Raw genomic sequence first — 22,959 nt, forward strand, 5'->3', positions numbered from 1 at the left:
GCCAGTGGATGAAAGCCTACTTCTTAACGTCTGCGGTTACCATTTGGTAAAGAGCGCTATCTTGCAACGAGAATTTGGTAATTTTGCAAATCATTAACCATTCGAATTTACGACTTGTAGAGATTGGTTTCAATGCCTCATTCCATCTGCTTGCGTCATCGCAATTGCCCATGGAAATGCGGCCTTGCGAGGGATTGATGAACGCATTCCGTTTCCGGCAAAAGCAGGTCGAGCCAGATGTTGACGTCCTGTTGCCCGAGCATCGGCCCCGCCCGGTGCCGCGCAACGGTTTTCCGCTGGCAGACGATGTCGCGGATGCGGATTTTATCACCGTGCAAGACCCGGTTGGCGCGATGCGAAGCCGCCTGCAGGCCGAGTTGAATGCAGCGCCTCTGCGGCAGTCGCACCCTCTGGTTCTGCTCTTGAGGCAGCGTCTGTCGCCTGTTTTGATCAAGGCAGAGTTGTTTCTGAACAGGCTATCGGAGCGCTCCTTCACCACGCTGGTGTCAGTCATGGTGCTGGTGGTGTTTGTTCTGGCGGGTGGTTTTACGCTGCTGGGCAGCCGTGGTCCATCGCCGTTTACCGGACCGGCCCTTGATTTCACCCATGTTACGCTGACACCCCAGGATGCCGATGGCATGCATGTGCTGACCGTGAATGCGATTATTGAAAACCGGGCCAATACAAAACAGGCTTTGCTGCCGGTGCGGGCCGATCTTTACAAAGATGGGCGTTTGATTGCCTCCACCTTGATTGCACCACCTGCCAGCGAGATTGATGTGGGCCACAGCCGCGGCATTTCGGCAAAATTGCGCCATCCCGGTGGAAAAACGCCGCAGTTGAAACTTTCTTTTGCGACAAACGATGTCTCGCATCCGTGACTATGGTATCGCGGTTTCGAGATTGTCAGGCGCGATGCGCCAAATTCTGGAGAGATTATGCCCATCGTTCGCGGAAAAGTGATTGAGCCTTATTTCACCGCCGAGCAGATCGCGACGCGTAATATTGAAATTGCCAAAGCCATTTCGGAAGGTCCATCCGATAATCTTCTGGTGATTTCCATTCTGAAAGGCTCGTTCATTTTCGCAGCCGATCTTATCCGTGCCATGCATCACGTCGGTCTGGCCCCGGAGATGGAATTCATCACCTTGTCCAGTTACGGCAAAGGTACGGTATCGCAGGGTGTAACCGTTATCAAAGATATTGATAGTGACGTGACTGGCCGCAATGTCTTGTTGATTGATGATATTCTGGAATCAGGTCGCACACTGCAATTTGCCCGCGATCTTATGTATGAGCGCGGTGCCGCCAACGTCAGCATTGCAGTGCTTTTGGATAAAAAGGTCAAGCGCAGTGAAGAGCTTGAGGCCGATTATGTTGGCTTTGAATGTCCCGATTATTTCGTGGTCGGTTATGGCATGGATGCGGCTTACGCCTTTCGGGAACTGCCTTTTGTCGGTGTTGTTACCGGCGATGCGGACTGATTGTTGCCGCACACTTACCTCAAATTTTAGGTGACTTGTTAACCATACGCAACGTGACCTTTGCGATGTTTACCTATCGCAAAGGAAAAGCTGGTCATTTGCGTGTGTCGGCATGATCTCTTCCATTGAGCCCGAGGAAGAAAATCATGTGGCGGTGGAACATGCAACGGCATCATGAGTTCGTTTTATCAAACGGGCGATGCTGTAAGGGCTGATGCTTTAAATGGGATTGCGAACATGGCCAAGATTTTAATTACCGAAGACGAGGATGGTTTGCGTTCTTTTGTCGCCCGTGCATTGCGGATGGATGGGCATGAAACCCATGAAGCGGCAGATGGTGCTGAAGGGTTGGAAAAGCTGAGCATGGCCAGCTTTGATTTATTGTTGTCCGATATCCGCATGCCGGTGATGGACGGCATTGAGCTGGCGCATCGTGCCCATGGGGATTTTCCCGGCTTGAAGATTTTGCTGATGACCGGCTATGCCGACCAGCGTGAGCGCGCCGATGACCTGATGGAAAAGGTGATTGATGTGGTGCCAAAGCCCTTTGCTTTGCCCGATATTCGAAAAGCAGTGGCGCAGGCGCTGAACAGGGCGGCGTAACGCCGCCACGTCATATTTAAGACAATTGGGCGATAGCCTATTGCATATCCAGCAGCCGCTCCAGGTAGCGGCGCTCAATATCCGGGCTGGTATTGTCACCCAGTTTTTCACGAATGGCATCGAGAATTTCGCGCGCCCGCTGCACATCAATTTCGTCGGGAATGCGTACGCTGTCATCCGTGTCCGGCCCTGTTGTGGGCCGTGAGCGGCCAAGCGGATCGCGGCCATTTTGCCCGCCCTGTGCCATGCCGGGGTTCTGGCCCTGACCCTGGCCCTGCTGGTTTCGCATGGCCTGCATCATCTGGTTCATCATATCGCGTGCGCCTTGGCGAAGCGCTTCCAAAGCGCGGCCTTGGCCCTCGACGGCGCGATCGCCCTGACCCTTGCCAAGCTGTTCGCCAGCACCATTCATTTCCCGGCCAGCCTGTCCAAATTCCTTGCCCGGCTTCACGCCCATTTTGCCAAGGGCTTCTTGCAATTGTTTCAATTGCTTGCCCAGATCATCCTGTCGTTTACGCAAGCCTTTCAGCGCGTCTCGCAACTGCTGTTCGGTCATCTGATCGGTTGGCGATGGATTTTGACCGGGGGCGGGCTTGGGCCGTTCCTGGGTTAGCTCATCCTCGCTTTTCGGTTGGCCGTCCTGGGGTTGGTCCATGTCAGGATCGGTCGGGTCGCCCAAAGCCATACGATCTTGCAGCGCCTGATCCAGCTTGAAGGTTTCATCCATCAGTTTTTGCTGGTCCTGCATGATTTCGCCCAGCTTGTCGATCTGCTTGCGGGCCTCGCTTTTTTCCTGCGGCTCTTGCTGGTTCGGGCGTTGCATGCGTCCGGTCTGAAGATTGTTCATCAGCCGTTGCAACTCCGACAGCATTTGGCGCGCCGCATCCTTATTGCCGGAGCGGGCCAGATTTTCGATCTGGTTCATCATGTTTTCCAGATCGCGCTGGGTCAGGGTTTTGGCAGCATTTTGCTGCGGTTGGCCATTTTGCGGCTGCTGGCGCTGCGCCAAGGCTTTCATGTAGTCCTGCATCGCCTGCCGTAACTCGTCGGTGAGCTTCTTGATCTCAGAATCAGGCGCGTTGCGCTCCAGCGCATCCGATAGTTTTTGCTGGGCCTCTGAGAGTTTGCGCTCCGCCAGCGATACATCACCGTCATCAATGCCAAGTGCTATTTCCCAGAGATAGGCAGCTGTATCCTTCATCTTGTCGGCATCATTGGCAAGAGCCATGCGCGCCCGCGCCGATTTGATCAGCAGGTAATGGGAGAGATTGGGAATGGTCTCGTCAGCCCGCAGCGTCAGAGCATCATTGAGGGCAATGGCGCGGGGCATTTGGCGGGCATCCAGCGCAAACACCTGCCGCTCTTCGGCAACGGCGGCGGCCAGAGGCTCGTTGAACGGCCGACTTGGCAAAACCATCTCATAGGGCCCGCTTTTGCCTTCCTGTCCTGCACCATCCTTGACGATCAAGGTGATGCGCACCTTTTTGCCAGCCAGCGGATGCTCGGTCAGGTTATGGCTGGCAATGCCCTTCGCTTCCTTGGCGTTGCGGCGCGGAAGCTCCAGCTTGTAATCCGGCAGGGGATAGAGCGGCTGGGCGGCAGGATCATTGTCCAGCGGCACAATATCGGCACGCGCTTCCTGCACGCCATAATCGTCTTTGGCAAGAAAGCCGATTTCCAGCGCACCGTTGACCGCACGCTTTGGCACGCCTTCAAACGCAATGGTTGGCGGCTTGTCGGCAATCACGGTCAAGGGCCACTGCTTTTGACCCACGTCCAGCGTGCCACTTTGCGCAAGGGTCAGCGTCATGGTGCGCGCATTAGCATCTGGTGTGGTGGTGGCTGCGCTTTCCTTGGGCGCTTCCGCATCTTGCAGGGCAATGGCTTGCTCACCGGTGCTGGGCTTGAAACTTGCCTTGGCATCATGGGCCCCGCCGGTGAAACGCACGGTCACCACCGATTTGGCGGGCACCGAAATGTTTTGCGGTGCTTCACCATTGCGGCTGGTGAGAAACACGGGCGGCTGGCCGGTGTAGCCGGGCGGCGTGATCCAGGCGTCCACGCGTACACCCGGTTGATTGTCTTGTGCAGCAACCAAGCGGAAGGCATCGCTCATGCGCCCGGCGTTATTGGAGCTGGAGTAGGCAAAGGCCACCACGAGCAGCAAAACCGGAACAGCGCGCAAGGCATGGCGATCAAACCGTGCGATGTCGGGCCTTGGCAAGCCGGGATCGAGGCTTGCGATTTTTGCAGCCATCCGTCTTTGGTGTTCCTGCCAAAGCGCACGGGCAAAGGGGGTATCAAACGCCGGTTCATCTTCCTGCACCCGCACCGGCTGGTGCGGCAGGTGGTTGCGCTCTTCCAGCAGGCGGTCTGCCTCTGGCACTTTCGGCCAACGCAGACGAAAGAGCGGTAAAAGTGCGGCGAGAAAGCCAAATGTCAGCACAAACACCAGCGGCCAGCGCAAAAGTGACGGCATGTCGCGAAACAGGCCAAGCCAGCTCAATGACAGAAAAATGGCAGCTATGGACGCAGGGATCAGCAAAAGCGGGGCAAGACGCTCGCAAAACAGCACAAGCCGGGCGAGGCCACGGTTGATCGCAACGCGCTTGGCGAGCTTTGGATCGCCTTGATACGCGCTTCTAGCCTTATGCCCGTCCGATGCCGCCATACATGGATCTCCGTTTGTCTTTTCGCGAAAAGCGGGATCACGGTCCCTGACATATTTTATGCAGGATAGCATTGTTTGTGGCGAAGACGAGGGGAGCGCCCCTCATCCGGTCTGTTTTTAGTGCAATCGCTGTGATTGTGAACGGTTTTCAGTCGAGCCAAGCTGGCACACTGTCCAGCCCGATCAGCTCTTCATAGCTTGTGCGCTTGCGAATCACGTGGAATTCATCGCCCTTGACCAGCACTTCCGGCACCAGCCGTCTGGTGTTGTAGGTGCCTGCCTGCACGGCCCCATAGGCACCGGCTGAGCCAACCGCGATCAAATCGCCGGGCTTGGGCATGGCCATTTCCCGATCGAGCGCCAAGTAATCGCCGGTTTCGCAAACGGGGCCTACCACATCGGCGCGAATGCGCGGCGCATTGGCAGCCGAAATGGTCACGGGGCGGATTTCGTGATGGGCCTCATAGAGCGTTGGCCGGATCAGGTCATTCATGGCGGCATCAACGATGACAAAGGTCTTGTCGCCGCCATCCTTCACATAAATCACTTCGGTCACCAGAATACCGGCATTGCCAACAATCAGGCGGCCCGGCTCGGTAATGATTTTGCAATCCAGCTCTGCCAATTGTTCCTTGACGATCTTGGCGTAAGCCGCTGGTTCTGGTGGCGGGTTGTTGTCATCCTTATAGGGAATGCCAAGACCACCGCCGACATCAACGTGGTCAATGCTGTGGCCATCCGCGCGCAAGGCGTTGACCAGTTCCCGCAACAGCTTGAAGGCGTCGGCAAAGGGTTGCAGCTCGGTGATCTGGCTGCCGATATGCATATCAATGCCGGTGACCTGAATGCCCTCAAGCGAGGCTGCGCGGGCATACACGGCGCGGGCGCGCTCATAGGAAATGCCGAACTTGTTTTCTTTCTTGCCGGTGGAAATCTTGGCATGGGTGCCTGCATCCACATCCGGGTTGATGCGGAAAGATACATGCGCCTTCTTGCCGGCCTTGATCGCCCGCTGATTGAGCACTTCCAGCTCCGGCTCGGATTCGACGTTGAAGCAGTAAATGCCCACTTCCAGTGCCAGATCCATCTCGGATGGGGTCTTGCCAACGCCGGAGAACATGATGCGGTTGGCGGGAATGCCTGCTGCCAAGGCGCGGCGTAATTCGCCCTCTGATACCACGTCGACGCCAGCGCCGAGGCTTCCAAGCGTTTTCAGCACCGCCTGATTGGAATTGGCCTTCATGGCGTAGCACACCATGGCATCCACGCCTTCAAAGGCCTCGGAAAACACCCGGTAGTGGCGCTCCAGTGTGGCGGTGGAATAGCAATAAAAAGGCGTGCCGACCGCATTGGCAATTTCGGTCACGGCAACGTCTTCGGCATAGAGCACGCCGTCACGATATTGAAAATGGTTCACGAGCTTGGCCTAATTTAGAGCAACGGATCGAGGAGAAACTTCTTTTCAGGTGTTGCGGCAGCAGGCGCACCCATTTTGTTTTGATCAACAACCGCAACGCTCGGCTTGTCGAGATCGCCTTTGCGCCCGCAACCGGCGAGCATGGTGCTGGTCGCGCCCAGAAGAAGGGCTGAAATTATCAATTTTTGATATGAAACGACCATGGTGTCCTGTTCCAATGAGGTGATGCGCAAAGCTTTTGTTGTGAGATTCAATATCGAAAAACCGGGGCCTTGTGCACCCCGATTTTTGTGATCTGATTATTTCAAGCCCTGATCAATTCGGATCAATGGGGAATCAGTTGCGCGAGCGCCACCATTTGATCTGCTTGCGCACTTCATCCGGTGCCGTGCCACCAAAACTTTTTCGGCTGGCAACCGAGGCTTCGACAGTCAAGACATTGTAGATGTCGGCGGTAATCGACGCATGGATCGACTGCAAATCTTCCAGAGAAAGATCGGCCAGATCGCATGATTTTTCCTCGGCCATGGCAACGGCGCGGCCGGTGACATGGTGGGCATCGCGGAAGGGCAGGCCTGCTTCGCGCACCAGCCAGTCGGCCAGATCGGTGGCGGTGGAGTAGCCAGAACCGGCTGCGGCCTTCATCTTGTCAGCGCGCACTTCCAGATCGCCAATCATGCCGGTCATGGCCGCAAGCGACAGTTCCAGACTTTCGGCGGCGTCAAACACCTGTTCCTTGTCTTCCTGCATATCCTTGGAATAGGCGAGCGGCAGGCCCTTCATGATGGTCAAAAGCGCAATCAACGAGCCATTGATACGGCCGGTCTTGGCGCGCACCAACTCGGCAGCATCCGGATTTTTCTTCTGCGGCATAATGGAGGAGCCGGTTGAGAAGGCATCGGAGAGCCGGATAAAGCTGAATTGCGACGTCGACCAGATGACGATTTCTTCGGCCAGACGCGACAGATGGGTGGCGCAAATGGCGGCAATGGAGAGAAACTCCAGCGCGAAATCGCGGTCTGATACGGTATCAATCGAGTTGCGGGTTGGCTCGCGAAAGCCAAGCGCTTTGGCGGTCATGTGGCGGTCAATATTATAGCCGGTGCCAGCAAGTGCTGCAGAGCCAATTGGGCTTTCATCCATATGCTCAATGGCGTGGCGCACACGCTGGCGGTCGCGGCCAAACATTTCGACATAGGCCATGCAATGATGACCAAAGGTGACGGGCTGCGCGGTCTGCAAATGGGTAAAGCCCGGCATCACGGTGTCGGCATGTTCTTCGGCGCGCTTCAAAAACACGGTGATCAGATTGGTGAGAAGTGTCTCAGTCTTTTGCAGCTCTTCCTTGACCCAGAGGCGGAAATCCAGTGCCACCTGATCGTTACGGGAACGAGCCGTGTGCAGGCGGCCAGCAGCGGGGCCAATCAAGGTGGCCAGTCGCGCTTCGATATTCATATGAATATCTTCCAGCTTGCGGGAGAACTCAAATTGGCCAGCTTCGATCTCTGACAAAATCGTGTTCAAGCCTTCAATAATTTTATCTTTGTCTTCGGCTGAAATAATGCCTTGATGGGCCAGCATGGTGGCGTGGGCAATGGAGCCGCGAATATCTTGTGCGTAGAGTTTCTTGTCGAAACCGATCGATGCGTTTATCTCCTCCATGATGGCGGCTGGGCCAGAGGCAAAGCGGCCGCCCCACATCTGGTTGGAGGATTTCGTGTCCTTGGTTTCCTCAGCCATGCTCAATAGATCCTGGAGACGTCGATGACGAAAAAAAGACCATTGGGACTTCCTTCCGTCAAGCTGGTTGCAATTGCGGCGGTTGCCGGACTTTTTGCCGGCGCGGTTGCGGTATACGTGAAGGAAGCGGGGTATGGCAATGGCACAGAGCTGGCGGCCGCCAAGGGATGTGAGGCAACACCGGCCAGCCTCAAGGCGCTGGAGCCGTTTATCAAAGGTCAGGTGGCCGCCATTGTTGCCGCCAATCCGCCGCGCGTTCTCCAGACCCTGACATTCAAGGATGCCAGTGGGGCCGATAAAACCCTGAAAGATTTCAAGGGGAAAGCATTGCTGGTTAATCTGTGGGCGACCTGGTGCGTGCCCTGCCGTGAGGAAATGCCGGCTTTGAACGGTTTGCAGGCCGCCAAGGGCAGCGATCAGTTTGATGTCGTGGCGGTGAATATCGACAGTGGCACGGATGAAAAGCCCAAAGCGTTTTTGAACGAAAATGGCATTGATCATCTCGGGTTTTATCGTGACAGTTCCATGGGCGTTTTTAATGCGCTCAAAAAGGAAGGTCTGGCCTTTGGCCTGCCCGCCACATTGGTGATCGATAAAAACGGCTGCCTGCTTGGCTCGATGAATGGACCGGCGGCTTGGGATAGCAATGATGCCAAGGCTCTGGTGGATAAACTGGTTTCTCTTTGAGGGGATAATATATGTTGAAAATCTGGGGTCGTGCCAACTCGACCAATGTTAAAAAAGTGCTGTGGATGGTTGAGGAGTTGGACCTTGTGCATCAGCGGATTGATGCCGGTGGCGCTTTCGGCGTTGTCAATGATCCAGCCTATCGCGCCATGAATCCCAACGGGCTTGTGCCGGTGTTGGAAGATGGCGATGTCGTGTTGTGGGAATCCAACACCATCGTGCGCTATCTTGCATCGCGCTATGGTGATGAAGGCGCGGATCAGGTGGGCGCTGTTGCGCAGGCGCAGGCCGAAAAATGGATGGACTGGGCAACCTCATCCCTTGCTTTGCCATTTCGGGATCTGTTCTGGGGCATGGTGCGCACGCCGGAAGATCAGCGCGACATGGCCAAGATCAACGCCGCAAAGGAGGCGGTGGGCAAGCTGCTTGCCATTCCCGATGCAGCGCTTGCCACACAGCCTTACCTGTCTGGCGATAGCCTTGGCGTTGGCGATATTCCGCTTGGCTGTTTTGCCTATGCGTGGTTTGAAATGCCGATTGAGCGGCCAAACCTGCCAAATCTTGAGGCGTGGTATGCCCGCCTCAAGGGCCGTGATGCCTATCAGCATGCTGTGATGACGCCTCTGACCTGAGCCGTCATCTTTATGAAAATTACCGCGTCGGAACAGGAATTTCGCTGCGGTAATCATAAAAGCCACGACCGGATTTGCGGCCCAGCCAGCCGGCTTCGACATATTTTACCAAAAGCGGGCAGGGGCGATATTTGCTATCGGCCAGCCCATCATGCAACACCTGCATGATCGAGAGGCAGGTGTCGAGACCAATGAAATCGGCCAGTTGCAGCGGCCCCATCGGATGATTGGCCCCCAGTTTCATGGCAGTATCAATGGCCTCCACCGAGCCCACGCCTTCATACAGCGTATAAATGGCTTCATTGATCATCGGCAGCAGGATTCGGTTGACGATGAAGGCTGGAAAATCCTCGGCAACGGTGATGGTTTTATCCAGCGAGCGCACAAAATCCTTGGCGGTCTCAAAGGTTTTTTCACCGGTGGCAATGCCGCGCACCAGTTCCACCAGTTTCATCACCGGCACAGGATTCATGAAATGAATGCCCATGAACTGGTCTGGCCGGTCCGTGGAAGCGGCAAGGCGGGTGATGGAGAGCGATGATGTGTTGGTGGCCAGCAGCGCTTCCGGCTTTAGAACTGGGCAAATCTGGCCAAAAATCTTGCGCTTGACGTTCTCGTCCTCGGTTGCGGCCTCGATCACCAGATCCATGGCGGCCAGATCCTGCACGTCGGTGGATCCGGTGATGCAGGAGAGGGCGGTTTTGCGCTCATCATCCGACATTTTGCCATTGGTGACCTGCCGGGCCATGTTGCCGTTGATGGTGGCAAGGCCGGCTTCGATCCGATCCTTCGACAGGTCGTAAAGCGTCACTTTATATCCGGCGAGAGAGCAGACATGAGCAATGCCGCAGCCCATCTGTCCGGCACCCACAATTCCAACATTCTTGATCATCACGCTCATTCCATGTTGCGGCGCCGTTGTGCACGCCTGTTACGCTGCTGCTGATCGAGCAGAAGATGCACGCTTTGATCTGCGTGGTCATAAGCCTCTCCCGCCGTGGCCTTTGAACAAGTGATAATGCGATGCGGTTTAATTTTCCAGTCTTTCGTTCTTGTCGATCGCGGTTCTGCTGCCACGCGTGGCCCCAACCTTAGTCATATTTTAATGCGCTCGGGCTACAACTGGTGCGAATGAGGGAATATCAGAACGGTCTTGCTCGCGACAAGCATTGGCGTTCTGATGGGGAGACGACATGCGTATTGCACGAAAATTACCGTTGTTTGTTTGTGTTATCACACTTTTGTCCATTGGTGCGGCCAGCTGGGCGGCATTGATTCAAAGCTCCTCGCTGGTGCGCCAGGAAGTGATGCAGAAACTGGAAGCGACGGCAGACGGGCGGCGCAATGAAGCGCAGTTGTATTTCGAAAACCTCATTACCAATATGCGCGCCTTTTCCAGTGCACCGAGCACGGGTGAGGCGCTTTATAAGTTCAAGCGCGACTGGCGTTACCTGGGCACGTCCCCGAAGCAAACATTGGTCGAGCGCTATATCACCAACAATCCCAATCCACCCGGCCAGCGTCTGGAGATGGAAACGGCGCGTATCGATACCTATGACAGCAACCACGCCCTTTATCATCCCCTGTTGAAAAAGGGCGTGCTGCAATATGGCTATGCCGATGTGTTTCTGATCGATCCCAAGGGCAATATTGTCTATTCGGCGCAAAAGAATAACGAATATGGTGCCAATGTTGCGGATCCGGAGCTGAAAGATGGCCCGCTGGCCAAGGCATTCACCTCTGTCGAAGCCAGCGACGATCCGAAGTTTTATGCACTGTCAGATTTTGTGCGATATGGGCCTTCGGGCAAAAGCACTGCCTTTTTGTCGTCGCCCTTGTTCATGGGCGAGTTGAAGATGGGCGTGCTGGTTGTCGCCATTCCAGCCAATCGCCTGGACGCTATTTTTAATAACCGCACGGGCTTGGGCCAATCCGGCGAAACGATCCTGATCAATGACCAGCACATTATGGTCAATCATTCGGCCCTGTCCAATGACAAGGACGCGCTGAGCCATAAGGTCGAGTCTCCGCTGGTTGACGATGCCCTGAAGGGCAATAAGGCCACAGGCAAAATTGCCGACTATCGGGACATGGACAGTTACGCTGCGGCCGTGACCCTGCCGTTTGCCGGGCACACCTGGGCCGTTGTGGCGCTGATGGGTGAAAATGAAGCGCTGGCCAGTATCGCACAATTGCGCAATACGGTGATGTTGATCGCAGCCGGACTTCTGATCCTGGCAATGACCGGTGCCGTTCTGTTTTCGCGCAGTCTGACGTCCCCCATCAATCGATTGGTGGACAGCATGAAGCGCCTTGCCGATGGTGATACAACCATTACTCTGTCGGGCGAAAAACGGGCCGATGAGATTGGCGATATGGTGCGCTCTGTGGCTGTGTTTCGCGATGCCGCCATTGAAAAAACAAGGATTGAGGCGGCAGCCCTTGCTGATCGCACTATGTCGGAAGCGGAGAGACAGGCACGCGAGCAGGCCAGCCGCGAGGAAACTGCAAGGCTTCAACAGGCCGTCGAGGTTTTGGGCGCTGGCTTGCAGCGTCTGGCCGCTGGCGATTTGACCACCACAATAGACACCCCATTTATGGCAGGTCTCGACCGGCTCAGAACCGACTTTAATGAATCGATCTTTAGGCTTGCCAATACGATCCGCGAGCTTTCCAGCAATACGGATTCCATCAATGGCACGGCCACCGGCATGGTGTCGGCAACCCACGATTTGTCGCGTCGCTCCGAGCAGCAGGCTGCCGCCATCGAGCAGACCTCGGCCGTCATCAGCCAGATCATGGAGGCCATTCGCACCTCGACGGATCGGGCCGGAAATGCTCGCCGGATGGCAGCGGATGCGAAAACATCAACCGAGCGCTCTGGCGATATCGTTGGCTCGGCCATTAATGCCATGGGCAAGATTGAAGAGGCATCGCTTGCCATTTCGCAAATCATCAATGTGATCGACGAAATTGCGTTCCAGACCAACCTTCTGGCGCTGAATGCCGGTGTTGAGGCGGCGCGCGCTGGCGAAGCGGGCAAGGGCTTTGCGGTGGTGGCGCAGGAAGTGCGCGAACTGGCGCAGCGCTCTGCCGGTGCCGCCAAGGAAATCAAGGAGCTGATCAGCAAATCGGGCGATGCAGTGAAGAGCGGCGTCGGCTTGGTGCGCAACACGGGTGAGGTGCTGGGTGAAATCGCCGATCAGGTTGCCCATATCAACGACGAGATTTCGGTGATTGCCGAGGCGGTCGGCGAGCAATCCGAGAGCGTGCGGGAAATTTCCACGGCCATCCGCAGCATGGAAGAGGTCACGCAGCAGAACTCGCAAATGGCAGAGCGCACCAATTCCGACATGGCCAAGCTGACAGAAGATGCGTCTGCCTTGTCCAATCTCGTCGCCCAGTTCCGTCTTGTAGACGGGCAAACCACGCCACAGGCTTCTTCCTCCAGCTTCACCCCATCACCACGCCAGACACCGCCAGCAGCTGTGCGGCCTGCACCCATGCGCGCACCCGTCAGGGCCGCTGACGTGACAAAGAACCGCCCGGCAGCATCGCCTGCGCGTGCGCTGATGGGCAAGCTGGCCGCTGGCTTTTCGAACAGCAGCAATTCAAAGCCTGCACCCACATCGTCCAAGACGGCCACATCGTCCAAGGCGGATTGGGAGGAATTCTGAGCCAGCATAGGTTCATAATCAAAAAAGGCCGCGCCAGAGATCTGGCGCGGCCTTTTGCATTTATTCCGGTTGAAAGCTCAGAGCGCCTTTTCAAGCTCCGGCAGCGCGTCAAACAGATCAGCCACCAGACCGTAATCGGCCACCTGGAAAATCGGGGCTTCCTCATCCTTGTTGATGGCAACGATGACTTTCGAGTCCTTCATGCCTGCCAGATGCTGGATGGCACCGGAAATGCCGCAAGCGATATAGAGCTGGGGTGCGACCACCTTGCCGGTTTGGCCAACCTGCCAATCGTTGGGGGCATAGCCTGCGTCAACCGCTGCGCGCGAGGCACCAACGGCTGCACCAAGCTTGTCGGCAACAGGCAGAATGACCTCTTTGAACTTCTCCGATGAGCCAAGGGCGCGACCACCGGAGATGATGATCTTGGCCGATGTCAGCTCTGGACGTTCCGATGCGGAAAGCGCATCCGACACGAAGCTGGACAGACCGGGATTGGCAACGGCTGCAACAGCCTCAACCGCCGCAGAGCCACCTTCCCCCGCTGCCGCAAAGGATGCGGTGCGCACGGTGATGACCTTTTTGGCATCGGTTGATTGCACGGTCTGGATCGCGTTGCCAGCATAGATCGGCCGCTTGAAGGTGTCCGGTGAGACAACATCGGTAATTTCCGAGATCTGCATTACATCCAGAAGGGCAGCGACGCGCGGCAGCACGTTTTTGCCAACCGAGGTCGCCGGTGCAATGATCACATCATAGCTTGGTGCCAGCGATACAATCAAAGCGGCGAGAGGCTCGGCCAGATTGTTGGCCAGATCGGCGCTGTCAGCCAACAAGACCTTGGCGACGCCGGAGAGCTTGGCGGTGGCGTCGGCTGCTGCTTGCGCACCTGCGCCAGCTACCAGCACATGCACATCACCGCCAATCTGGGTTGCGGCGGTCAGGGTCTTTGCGGTCTGCTCAGATACGCTTGTGTTGTCGTGTTCTGCCAGAAGAAGAATGGCCATAATTTTATCTCCCGATTCGCTGTTAAAGCACGCCAGCTTCGTTTTTGAGCTTGTCAACCAGCTCAGCAACGGAGGCGACCTTGATGCCAGCCTTGCGGCCACTTGGCTCTTCGGTTTTCAAAACCGTCAAGCGTGGTGCGGTATCAACGCCAAAATCGGCAGGCGTTTTCTTGTCCAGCGGCTTTTTCTTGGCCTTCATGATGTTGGGCAGCGATGCATAGCGCGGCTCATTGAGACGAAGATCGGTGGTGACAATGGCCGGAAGCTTGACCGAAATGGTCTGCAAACCGCCATCCACTTCGCGGGTGACATTGGCCGAGCCATCGCCAATTTCCAGCTTGGATGCAAAGGTTGCCTGGCTCCAGCCGAGCAGGGCAGACAACATCTGGCCGGTCTGGTTGCTGTCATCATCAATGGCCTGTTTGCCAACAATCACCAAGCCGGGGGCTTCAGCGTCGACCACGCCCTTGAGGATTTTGGCAACGGCCAGCGGCTCGACAGTTGCGTCGGTTTCCACCAGAATGGCGCGATCCGCACCCATGGCCAGCGCTGTGCGCAGGGTTTCTTCGGCCTTGGCTGGTCCAATGGACACCACCACCACTTCCGATGCCTTGCCAGCCTCCTTGAGGCGCAGTGCTTCTTCAACGGAGATTTCGTCGAACGGGTTCATCGACATCTTCACATTGGCAAGCTCGACGCCAGAACCATCGGGCTTCACGCGAATTTTGACGTTGTAGTCAACAACGCGCTTTACGGGCACAAGAATCTTCATGGGGTCCTTCCTTGCTTCGGTCGGCTGTAATTAGCGCCATTTTGCGCATCTTCGATTGTCGGTTGGCGACATCGATACGCATTTTTTCCGCAATTACAACGGTGCGTTACAATCCTTTGGGTATTCTTTCCGGTATGCCATCCGGATGCTCCTCCCGGTGTCGAGGAAGATTTATCTAACTTTTACGTTCACGTCAATTATTTGCGTGTCGCTCCGTGAATTTTGCCTATCGATGTTTTCCGGGCACCCACAAAATATCGGCCTTGCCAATGTCATTGGCATAGCGCGCGGCGACAAACAGAAAATCAGAGAGGCGATTGACGTATTTTAACGCAGGAGACGCCAGAACCTCACCCGGGATCTGCATCAGATCGACCATAATGCGCTCTGCTCGCCGCGTGATGGTGCGGGCCAGATGCAGATTTGCGGCAGCCGGCGTGCCGCCGGGCAGCACGAAGGATTTTAGCGGCTCAAGATGCGCGTTCAAAGCATCAATTTCGCTTTCCAGACGGTCCACTTGCGACTGCACGATGCGCAAAGGCTCCCATTCCAGCGCCTCACCGGTATCGGGGGTGGCAAGGTCTGAGCCGAGGTCAAACAGATCATTTTGAATGCGCAGCAGCATGGCATCGAGCGGCTGTTGATCCTGCGTGTAAAGGCGGGCCATGCCAATGGCGCTGTTGGCCTCATCGATCGTGCCATAGGCCTCGACGCGAAGATCATGCTTCAGGCGGCGCGGGCCACAGACCAGTGCTGTTGTGCCATCGTCGCCTGTGCGGGTGTAGATTTTATTGAGCTTTACCATTGCACCATGCAGTTAATTGGAGATTGAAAGTGAGAAGGGGTATGCTTTAGCGGCCGCCGCCAGTGATCCAGAGCGTCAACATGATCAGCACCACGGCAATGGCTTGCAAAAGCACACGCAACTGCATCAGCTTGTTGGAGCGGTTGCCGTCGCCGCCTTTGAGCATATTGTAAAGCCCGCGCATCAAAACAAGCGCGACAAGCCCCATGACGATCACGGCGAGAATGGTGGTGAATGTTGACATGGATGTCCCCCCGACGTCCGCTGAAATACGGTTGATCTTTGTTTTTAATCCAGTGACCGCATGAGCCGATAGAAAAGATCGGATGGCATCAGTCGTTTCAAGAGCGCACCCTGCTTCGCGGGTTTTGTCACGAGATAATGTGGTCGCGGGCGCTTGGCGGTCAAGGCGTGTTGCAGCACTTTATATACAGCATCCGGTCCCAGCTTGTTGCGGTTGATCGCGCCTGTTTCCGTTAGCCTTGCCATTTGCCGCTGATAATCCTGAGCATGAACCGAATTCTCAACATCGATATTGCGCTGAACAGCCGCTAGCGAATTGGCTAGAAAACGGCTGGCAATCGGCCCCGGCTCAATCAGGCTGACAAAAATGCCGCTGCCATCCAGCTCCATGCGCAATGTGAGAGACAAGCCCTCAAGCGCATATTTTGACGCCGTGTAAGCGCCGCGCCAACGATAGGGCAAAAGCCCGAGAATGGATGAGCATTGCACGATACGGCCATGCCCTTGCGCGCGCATCACCGGCACAATTCGTCGCGTCAGATCATGCCAGCCGATCACATTGGTCTCGAATTGCTCGCGCAAGGCCGCCGTTGGCAGATCTTCCACAGCCCCTGCCTGGCCATAAGCACCATTGTTGAACAGCGCATCCAGCGTGCCGCCGGTGCGGGCCAGCACGTCCTTCACCAAGGCTTCGATGCTGGCTTCATCGCAATAATCCATGACCAGTGCTTCCAGCCCGTCATCCTCAAGCGCTTTGAGGTCTTGCGGATTGCGCACCGTTGCAAAAACCCGCCAGCCGTCTTTTTTCAAGGCGCGGGCTGCATAGGCACCAATGCCAGAGGAGCAGCCGGTGACGATAATGGTTCTTTGCTGTGTCATAAGGCAGTTTTCCTCTTCAAAACAGGATACCATGTCCCATATTCAGAAGTCACAGGCAATGTTTACACGCAATGACAGCATAAACGGGAGACGGAATGGGGATTTCTCTGGGGAGACTTTATCGCGTGATCGCCGATACGGTCTGGCATTTTTCCGAGGATGATGGTTGGGCCATGGCCAGCCATGTGGCACTTTCCATTCTTCTGGCTGTTTTTCCGTTTTTGATTTTTGGCACGGCGTTGGCGGGCCTTTTAGGTGCTGATACCTTTGCGCCCACCGCCATTCACTTTATTTTTGATACCTGGCCAGAGGAAATTGCCAAGCCGATTTCTGAGCAGATTGTGCAGGTGCTGACCATGCCGCGCGGCGGTCTTTTGACCATATCGGTGCTGGCTGCCGCCTATTTTGCGTCCAACGGCGTGGAAGCGCTGCGCACGGCGCTCAACCGTGCTTATCGTGTGAACGAGACACGCCCCTGGTATCTGACCCGTCTGCTCAGTCTTGGCTTTGTGATGATGGGGGTCATGGCTTTTGCCGTGATCAGCGTTGTGCTGATCGCGGTGCCGATTGCGCTGCGCTTTGCGGAACAAAAATTTCCACTGCTGAAAGATGTTTTGGCGTTGATTTCAAATTGGAGCGTGCTTGGCACCCTGATTTTGTTGACCATTGGTCTGACGATTTCTCATCTGTGGTTGCCCGCGGGCAAACGACGGCTCAGAGAAGTGTTGCCGGGCATTTGTCTTACACTGGTGCTTTGGCTGGGTGGTGCTTTTGCTTTTGCCACCTATCTGGCTACCTTTGCCAACTATGCCGCCACCTATGCCGGTCTTGCTTCTATCATGGTGGTACTGATTTTTCTTTATATGCTGGGCGTGTTGTTTTTGATCGGGGCAGAGTTCAACGCATCCTTGATGAAATTTAAAGGACCGCGCTTGCTGCGAAAACGTCATTTAGAGGCCCAGGAGCACGCGAATATCGGCGGGTGATGTGCCAAGTGCTCGCAGATAACCCAGCCCGGAAGCCCCCTCGCTTTTGGAAAGCTTGCGTCCATCGCTACCCAAAATCAGCCGATGGTGGGTGTAATGGGGGGCGGGCAGACCCAGCAGGCTTTGCAACAGCCGATGCACCGATGTTGCGTGATAGAGATCGCGCCCGCGCACCACATGGGTAACGCCTTGCAACGCATCATCCACCACCACGGAAAGATGATAACTGGAGGGCGCATCAGAGCGCCACAGAATCACATCACCCCAGGCGGCGGGATCAGCGGTGATGGTGGCGTTGTCCGCCCCTTCCGTCCAGTTCAGCGGGGCGTTTAGCAAAGACAGAGCCTTGCCCATATTGAGCCGCAGGCTGTGGCGCTCGCCTTGGGCAATGCGCCGCTGTGCGTCCAAAGGATCGAGACATCGCTCATCCATGGGGTAGTGCGGAGCGCCATCCGGGTCGTGCGGCCATGATTGGCCGTTGCTGCTGGCACGTTTCACTTGCGCCTTGATCTCCCCCCGGCTGAGAAAGGCGGGGTAGATCAGGCCAAGCGCTGCCAATCGATCAAGCGCTGCGCGATAGGCGTCAATATGCTCGGACTGGCGGCGAACCGGCTCTTCCCATGTCAGTCCAAGCCAGGTCAGGTCGTCAACAATGCTGCGCTCAAAGGCTGGTGTGCAGCGGCCAATATCAATATCTTCCATGCGCAACAGCAGGCGGCCGCCTGTTGCTTTTGCGCACTTGGCATTCAACAATGCAGACAGCGCATGCCCCAGATGCAAAACCCCATTGGGGCTGGGCGCAAAGCGAAAAATGGGTGTGTGATGGTCAAGATCCGGCATGGCTTCTTCTGCCATGATTTGCGGCAGGAGTAAAAGATGAAGCCTCACAGTCGCATCCAATCGGATGCGGATATTATGGATGGGTTGACGCATCTCTTGATACAAGACCCAAGGCTTGTGCCGATTGCCAAAATCGCCGGTCCTTTGCCGCTTCGCCTGTCTGAACCGGGTTTTGCCGGGCTTGCCTCCATTATCGTGTCACAAATGGTGTCGCGGGCCAGCGCCCAGGCCATCTGGGGACGCTTGACGGCGGCAATGGTCGAGCCTTCGCCGCAAGCCTATCTGGCGCTGAGCGATCGCGCTTTGGCCTTGGGCTTGTCGCGGGCCAAGCATGCCTGCCTGACGGCTTTGTCGCACGCCATCCTAGTCGGGGAGATTGATCTTTTGGCGGTGCTGGATCAGCCGGCGGACGTTGCCATTGCCGAGCTTTCCCATCTTCGCGGCATCGGGCTTTGGACATCCGAGGTTTATTTGATGTTTTGCGGCGGTCACGCAGATGTGTTTCCGGCAGGCGACGTGGCCTTGCGAACAGCGGTGGGGCAGGGGCTTGGTTTGAAGGATCGGCCCGATATTGCGACGACCCAAATGATTTCACGGGATTGGCAGCCTTATCGCTCTATAGCGGCACGGTTGTTTTGGGCCTTTTATGCCATAAATTTTTCCCGCGAGGCCTTGCCTTTGTAATCATTGTGGAGAATCATTTGCTTACTTCTATGTTGGGCTTCATAATCCTGTAACAGGCTGCCGAATATAGATTGAAGAAGATGCCTAATCGATCAGGAGAACGCCTTGACGATTGCAGTTTCACCACAGTCCTTGCCAGCGTTGGTTTTAAACGCTGACTATAGGCCACTGAGTTATTATCCCTTGTCGCTCTGGTCCTGGCAGGACGCGATCAAGGCGGTTTTTCTTGACCGTGTCAACATCATTGCTGAATATGATCATTCGGTGTGCTCGCCCAGCTTTTCCATGCGGCTGCCCAGCGTTGTCAGCCTGAAAACCTATGTGCAGCCGACGCGAAACCCAGCCTTTACCCGCTTCAATGTCTTTCTGCGCGACAAGTTTCAATGCCAATATTGTGGATCCCACGACGATCTGACCTTTGATCACGTCGTTCCACGCGCCCATGGGGGGGAAACCACGTGGATGAACGTGGTTGCCGCCTGTTCGCCGTGCAATTTGCGAAAAGGTTCCAAGCTGCCGAAACAGGCCGGGATGTTTCCAGCCCAAAAGCCCTATCAGCCGAGCGTGCAGGATCTGCATAACAATGGCAGGCTTTTTCCACCCAACTATCTGCATGAAAGCTGGGTGGATTATCTCTATTGGGACTCTGAGCTTCAGCCTTAACATTCAGGCGTTGATTCGCTTTGCACCGAAAAAGGCAATACTCGCGAGAATAAGGCTGGTGACAACATTCCAGCCAGCCAGCGAGATGCCAAAAATCCGAAGCGCTGCTTCGGTGCAGGATGGGCCTTTGAAGCTGTTGAGCTGGCCCAAAATGTCGCCTGTGCCGGTAAAGCCAGCGCCCGCAGTGGCCGAGCAAGCACTTGGGCCTTCCCAGAAATGCCACTCAACGCCTGCGTGGTAGACGCCAAGTCCTGCGCTGACAATCATGATGACGCCTAGCAGCAAAATCAGGCTTTTGGTGACGCGGGCTGGCAGATGCATGGCTGCGCAGACAAGCGTGATCACGCCAATCACCAGACCAATATAATAGGGCTTGCGTTGCAGCAAGCAAAGCTCGCAGGGAATATAGCCGCCGATATATTCAAAGGCGAGTGCCGAGCCGATCACGGCTGCCATGCCAAAAACAAGAAGGGAAGCGGTGGTGAGGCCCGTTCGAGGGGAAAGCGCTGTCGTCATCAAGATCTCCTGTCCTCAAACTGCGAGGACGTGAAAAGCGGCATACAACAGAATAAGCACAACTGCACCACCGGCGGCAATTAAACCCAGCCTCTTCTCGATAAAGTGACGGATTGGCTCGCCATAACGCTGCAACAGCCACGCCAGAAAGAAGAACCTTGCGCCGCGTGCCACAATGGCCGAGATGATAAACAGCCAGATATCGACATGCACAACACCAGACAGGATCGTGACAATCTTGATAGGCGGAAGATGGGCGAGGCCCGATGTGACGAGCAACAAGACAATCGTCTCATAGCTCACCGACTGGCGAAGCTGATCAAAGGCGTCAGCCTTGCCATAAAATTCCAATATTGGTCGCGCCACGCTCTCATAGGCGTAATAGCCCAAAACCCAACCGGCAATGCCGCCCAGAACGGATGTGATGGTGGCAATGATGGCATAACGCCAGACTTTTTCTGGCTTTGCCAAAGCCATGGGCAAAAACAGCACGTCGGCCGGAACCAGAAACACGGAGCTTTCGACAAAAGAGATAATGCCGAGCCAGACTTCTGCCGATTTGCGCGAAGCCAGCGACATGGTCCAGTCATAGAGGCGTCGCAGCATTTTTATTCCCTATGGTTTTCAACAGAAACACACCTTGTAAGCAGGCACGAAATCATGTGCCCTGTTGCAGATGCTAAGTCTTTATGGGCAAAGCCTTGTTATGTGTAAATGCGGCTGAATTAGCGTTGCGGTGTTTGTGGCAGGTTTTTCGGCAAAATTGAAAAAAAAGCAAAATTTGGGTTGACCGATACCCCGTTCTGCATGTATTCGCTCCCCATCCTTAAGGCCCCTTTGGCGGAATTGGTAGACGCGCCTGACTCAAAATCAGGTTCCGAGAGGAGTGCTGGTTCGATTCCGGCAAGGGGCACCATAGACTTTCAACCGCAGCAAAATCTTGCTCTGTTCTTACGCGGTTATTTCCCGATTTTTGCATTTCATTTGGCCATTTTAGCGGTATTTTTGCGCTTTTCACTCAAGCACGGATTTTCTGGATTCGTGGCAAAAATCATGCGGGACCTCAGTGTAAAACGGCCTCTTATGCTCCATATAGGATGTGAGAGTGGCCGAATTGACAGGGTGGAGATTGCAATGAAAAATTTCGAGAAATTTTATATTGATGGCGCATGGGTTGATCCCCTCAGCACCGCTCGTCTGTCCGTGATCAATCCTGCCACGGAAATGCCGTTTGCCACCATCGCCATGGGCTCCAAGGCCGATGCCGAGCGGGCGATTATGGCAGCAAGAGCGGCTTTCACCAGCTTTAGCGAAACCTCTTTTGCCGAGCGGCTGGACTTGATGGAGCGTATCTTGAGCATTCTCAAGCGCCGCAACGACGAGATTGGCGATATGATTTCCCGCGAAATGGGGGCACCTGTTCCCATGGCGCGCAGCCAGCAGGCCGGAATTGGCATTGCCCATTTCAGCGCCACAATCGAGGCCATGAAGAGCTTCGAGTTTGAGTATATGCAAGGCACCACCCGCATTGTTCATGAACCGATCGGCGTTGTCGGCATGATCACCCCATGGAACTGGCCGATGAACCAGATTGCTTGCAAGGTTGCGCCAGCACTGGCGACCGGCTGCACCATGGTGCTGAAACCGTCGGAAATTGCGCCGCTCAATGCCATTCTGTTTGCCGAAGTGCTGGATGAAGCGGGCGTTCCCAAGGGCGTTTTCAATCTGGTCAATGGTGATGGCCCAACGGTTGGCGCTGTGCTCGCTTCTCATCCCGAGATCGATATGGTGTCATTCACCGGCTCCACCCGTGCCGGTATTTCGGTGGCGCAAGCGGCGGCTCCCACGGTGAAGCGTGTGCATCAGGAACTGGGCGGTAAATCTCCCAATATCGTGCTGCGCAGCGCTAATCTGGAAGAGGCTGTTGCGGCCGGTGTTCGCAAATGCTGTGACAATTCCGGCCAATCGTGCAATGCGCCCACCCGCATGCTGGTGCCGATGGAAAGCATGGATGCTGCCATTGAAATCGCCGTGAAGACAGCCAACAGCATTACCGTTGGCGCACCTGATAATGAAGCAACCGTGATTGGTCCGGTGGTCAGCGAAGCCCAGTTTGATAAGATTCAAGGGTTGATCAAGGTGGGCATTGATGATGGCGCGGACTTGATTGTCGGCGGTCCCGGACGTCCTGCCCATCTCAATTCCGGCTATTACGTGCGCCCGACCGTGTTTGCCCGCGTGACCAATGACATGACCATTGCGCGCGAAGAAATCTTCGGCCCGGTGTTGTCGATTTTGGGCTATGATACTGTCGAGGATGCTGTGGCGATTGCCAATGATACGCCTTATGGTCTGGCCGCCTATATTCAGGGCGATCTGACTGACGCGCAGGCTTTGTCGCGCAAGCTGCGCGCTGGTGTTGTGCGCGTCAACGCATCAGCCTGGGATGGCTTTGCGCCGTTTGGTGGCTATAAGCAATCCGGCAATGGCCGTGAATATGGTAAGTTCGGCCTGCACGAATTTACCGAGATCAAAGGCGTTGTCGGCTATCTTGACGCCTGAAATATCTGCGTTTTTGCACCGCCACATCAGGGCATGATGTGGCGGCGCAGCATAGTCACAGGTGTATTGTGCGACTGCGAAGGCAATGCTA

Annotated in this window: 23 protein-coding genes and 1 tRNA gene; 11 read left to right on the forward strand and 13 right to left on the reverse strand. The window is 55.6% G+C overall.

From position 1 onward, the window contains the following. Nucleotides 1–197 precede the first annotated feature (197 nt). From BJF95_RS21750 to BJF95_RS21760, 3 genes are all read left to right on the forward strand, one after another. Nucleotides 198–881 (forward strand): hypothetical protein, encoded by a 684-nt coding sequence (locus BJF95_RS21750; protein ID WP_075641558.1) that lies wholly within the window; start codon nt 198–200, stop codon nt 879–881. Between the two features lie 57 nt (nt 882–938). After that, on the forward strand, nt 939–1,484 hold the full coding sequence (hpt, locus tag BJF95_RS21755; protein ID WP_075641559.1) for a hypoxanthine phosphoribosyltransferase: 546 nt from the start codon (nt 939–941) through the stop codon (nt 1,482–1,484). A 237-nt stretch (nt 1,485–1,721) separates the two neighbouring features. After that, nucleotides 1,722–2,087, forward strand: a complete 366-nt coding sequence (locus BJF95_RS21760; protein WP_075641648.1) for a response regulator — start codon at nt 1,722–1,724, stop codon at nt 2,085–2,087. Nucleotides 2,088–2,124: 37 nt separating this feature from the next. On the opposite strand, the gene BJF95_RS21765 is transcribed toward BJF95_RS21760, so the two are convergent. From BJF95_RS21765 to argH, 4 genes are all read right to left on the reverse strand, one after another. Next, on the reverse strand, nt 2,125–4,758 hold the full coding sequence (locus tag BJF95_RS21765; protein ID WP_075641560.1) for a TIGR02302 family protein: 2,634 nt from the start codon (nt 4,756–4,758) through the stop codon (nt 2,125–2,127). 148 nt (nt 4,759–4,906) lie between these two features. Then, nucleotides 4,907–6,175, reverse strand: a complete 1,269-nt coding sequence (gene lysA, locus BJF95_RS21770) for a diaminopimelate decarboxylase (RefSeq protein WP_075641561.1) — start codon at nt 6,173–6,175, stop codon at nt 4,907–4,909. Between the two features lie 14 nt (nt 6,176–6,189). Next, nucleotides 6,190–6,393 carry an LPS translocon maturation chaperone LptM gene (gene lptM / locus BJF95_RS21775; protein ID WP_245297394.1) on the reverse strand — a complete coding sequence of 68 codons (204 nt, stop codon included), beginning with the start codon at nt 6,391–6,393 and terminating at the stop codon, nt 6,190–6,192. A gap of 118 nt (nt 6,394–6,511) precedes the next feature. Next, nucleotides 6,512–7,915 carry an argininosuccinate lyase gene (argH, locus tag BJF95_RS21780; protein WP_075641562.1) on the reverse strand — a complete coding sequence of 468 codons (1,404 nt, stop codon included), beginning with the start codon at nt 7,913–7,915 and terminating at the stop codon, nt 6,512–6,514. Between the two features lie 24 nt (nt 7,916–7,939). Between argH and tlpA the strand changes: the two genes are divergently transcribed. After that, the gene (gene tlpA / locus BJF95_RS21785) at nt 7,940–8,602 is read left to right on the forward strand and encodes a thiol:disulfide interchange protein TlpA (protein WP_075641563.1); all 663 of its coding nucleotides are present in this window, start codon (nt 7,940–7,942) and stop codon (nt 8,600–8,602) included. Nucleotides 8,603–8,613: 11 nt separating this feature from the next. Next, nucleotides 8,614–9,234, forward strand: coding sequence for a glutathione S-transferase (locus BJF95_RS21790; protein WP_075641564.1), 621 nt, complete (start codon nt 8,614–8,616; stop codon nt 9,232–9,234). A 19-nt stretch (nt 9,235–9,253) separates the two neighbouring features. On the opposite strand, the gene BJF95_RS21795 is transcribed toward BJF95_RS21790, so the two are convergent. Continuing rightward, nucleotides 9,254–10,135, reverse strand: a complete 882-nt coding sequence (locus BJF95_RS21795) for a 3-hydroxybutyryl-CoA dehydrogenase (RefSeq protein ID WP_075641565.1) — start codon at nt 10,133–10,135, stop codon at nt 9,254–9,256. A 292-nt stretch (nt 10,136–10,427) separates the two neighbouring features. Between BJF95_RS21795 and BJF95_RS21800 the strand changes: the two genes are divergently transcribed. Continuing rightward, nucleotides 10,428–12,911 carry a methyl-accepting chemotaxis protein gene (locus tag BJF95_RS21800; protein WP_075641566.1) on the forward strand — a complete coding sequence of 828 codons (2,484 nt, stop codon included), beginning with the start codon at nt 10,428–10,430 and terminating at the stop codon, nt 12,909–12,911. A gap of 77 nt (nt 12,912–12,988) precedes the next feature. On the opposite strand, the gene BJF95_RS21805 is transcribed toward BJF95_RS21800, so the two are convergent. From BJF95_RS21805 to BJF95_RS21825, 5 genes are all read right to left on the reverse strand, one after another. After that, nucleotides 12,989–13,918, reverse strand: coding sequence for an electron transfer flavoprotein subunit alpha/FixB family protein (locus BJF95_RS21805; RefSeq protein WP_075641567.1), 930 nt, complete (start codon nt 13,916–13,918; stop codon nt 12,989–12,991). 22 nt (nt 13,919–13,940) lie between these two features. Further along, nucleotides 13,941–14,690: an electron transfer flavoprotein subunit beta/FixA family protein gene (locus tag BJF95_RS21810; RefSeq protein ID WP_075641568.1), complete on the reverse strand. Its 750-nt coding sequence runs from the start codon at nt 14,688–14,690 to the stop codon at nt 13,941–13,943. Nucleotides 14,691–14,916: 226 nt separating this feature from the next. Further along, nucleotides 14,917–15,495, reverse strand: coding sequence for a cob(I)yrinic acid a,c-diamide adenosyltransferase (locus tag BJF95_RS21815; protein WP_075641569.1), 579 nt, complete (start codon nt 15,493–15,495; stop codon nt 14,917–14,919). Between the two features lie 46 nt (nt 15,496–15,541). Further along, the gene (locus tag BJF95_RS21820) at nt 15,542–15,739 is read right to left on the reverse strand and encodes a twin transmembrane helix small protein (protein WP_075641570.1); all 198 of its coding nucleotides are present in this window, start codon (nt 15,737–15,739) and stop codon (nt 15,542–15,544) included. A gap of 44 nt (nt 15,740–15,783) precedes the next feature. Beyond that, a complete protein-coding gene (locus BJF95_RS21825) occupies nt 15,784–16,617 on the reverse strand; it encodes an SDR family oxidoreductase (protein ID WP_075641571.1) in 834 nt (277 codons plus the stop codon). A 95-nt stretch (nt 16,618–16,712) separates the two neighbouring features. Between BJF95_RS21825 and BJF95_RS21830 the strand changes: the two genes are divergently transcribed. Next, complete coding sequence (locus BJF95_RS21830; protein ID WP_075641572.1) at nt 16,713–17,603, forward strand: YihY/virulence factor BrkB family protein; 891 nt, start codon at nt 16,713–16,715, stop codon at nt 17,601–17,603. Here the strand turns inward: BJF95_RS21830 and gluQRS are convergent. Continuing rightward, nucleotides 17,568–18,443, reverse strand: a complete 876-nt coding sequence (gluQRS, locus tag BJF95_RS21835) for a tRNA glutamyl-Q(34) synthetase GluQRS (protein ID WP_425348723.1) — start codon at nt 18,441–18,443, stop codon at nt 17,568–17,570. The genes BJF95_RS21830 and gluQRS overlap by 36 nt on opposite strands. A 36-nt stretch (nt 18,444–18,479) precedes the next feature. Here gluQRS and BJF95_RS21840 point away from each other — a divergent pair, with 36 nt between their 5' ends. Beyond that, a complete protein-coding gene (locus tag BJF95_RS21840; RefSeq protein WP_075641574.1) occupies nt 18,480–19,127 on the forward strand; it encodes a DNA-3-methyladenine glycosylase family protein in 648 nt (215 codons plus the stop codon). Between the two features lie 105 nt (nt 19,128–19,232). Further along, complete coding sequence (locus tag BJF95_RS21845) at nt 19,233–19,790, forward strand: HNH endonuclease (RefSeq protein WP_075641575.1); 558 nt, start codon at nt 19,233–19,235, stop codon at nt 19,788–19,790. 3 nt (nt 19,791–19,793) lie between these two features. On the opposite strand, the gene BJF95_RS21850 is transcribed toward BJF95_RS21845, so the two are convergent. Together BJF95_RS21850 and BJF95_RS21855 are read right to left on the reverse strand one after the other, a co-directional pair. Then, on the reverse strand, nt 19,794–20,306 hold the full coding sequence (locus BJF95_RS21850; protein WP_075641576.1) for a disulfide bond formation protein B: 513 nt from the start codon (nt 20,304–20,306) through the stop codon (nt 19,794–19,796). A gap of 15 nt (nt 20,307–20,321) precedes the next feature. Further along, a complete protein-coding gene (locus BJF95_RS21855; protein WP_075641577.1) occupies nt 20,322–20,912 on the reverse strand; it encodes a YqaA family protein in 591 nt (196 codons plus the stop codon). 225 nt (nt 20,913–21,137) lie between these two features. Between BJF95_RS21855 and BJF95_RS21860 the strand changes: the two genes are divergently transcribed. Beyond that, nucleotides 21,138–21,222: transfer RNA gene (locus BJF95_RS21860), tRNA-Leu, on the forward strand. Nucleotides 21,223–21,440: 218 nt separating this feature from the next. Next, a complete protein-coding gene (locus BJF95_RS21865) occupies nt 21,441–22,868 on the forward strand; it encodes an aldehyde dehydrogenase family protein (protein WP_075641578.1) in 1,428 nt (475 codons plus the stop codon). The last annotated feature ends 91 nt before the right edge of the window (nt 22,869–22,959 follow it).

The sequence above is a fragment of the Rhizobium oryziradicis genome (assembly GCF_001939045.1).
Lineage (GTDB): Bacteria > Pseudomonadota > Alphaproteobacteria > Rhizobiales > Rhizobiaceae > Allorhizobium > Allorhizobium oryziradicis.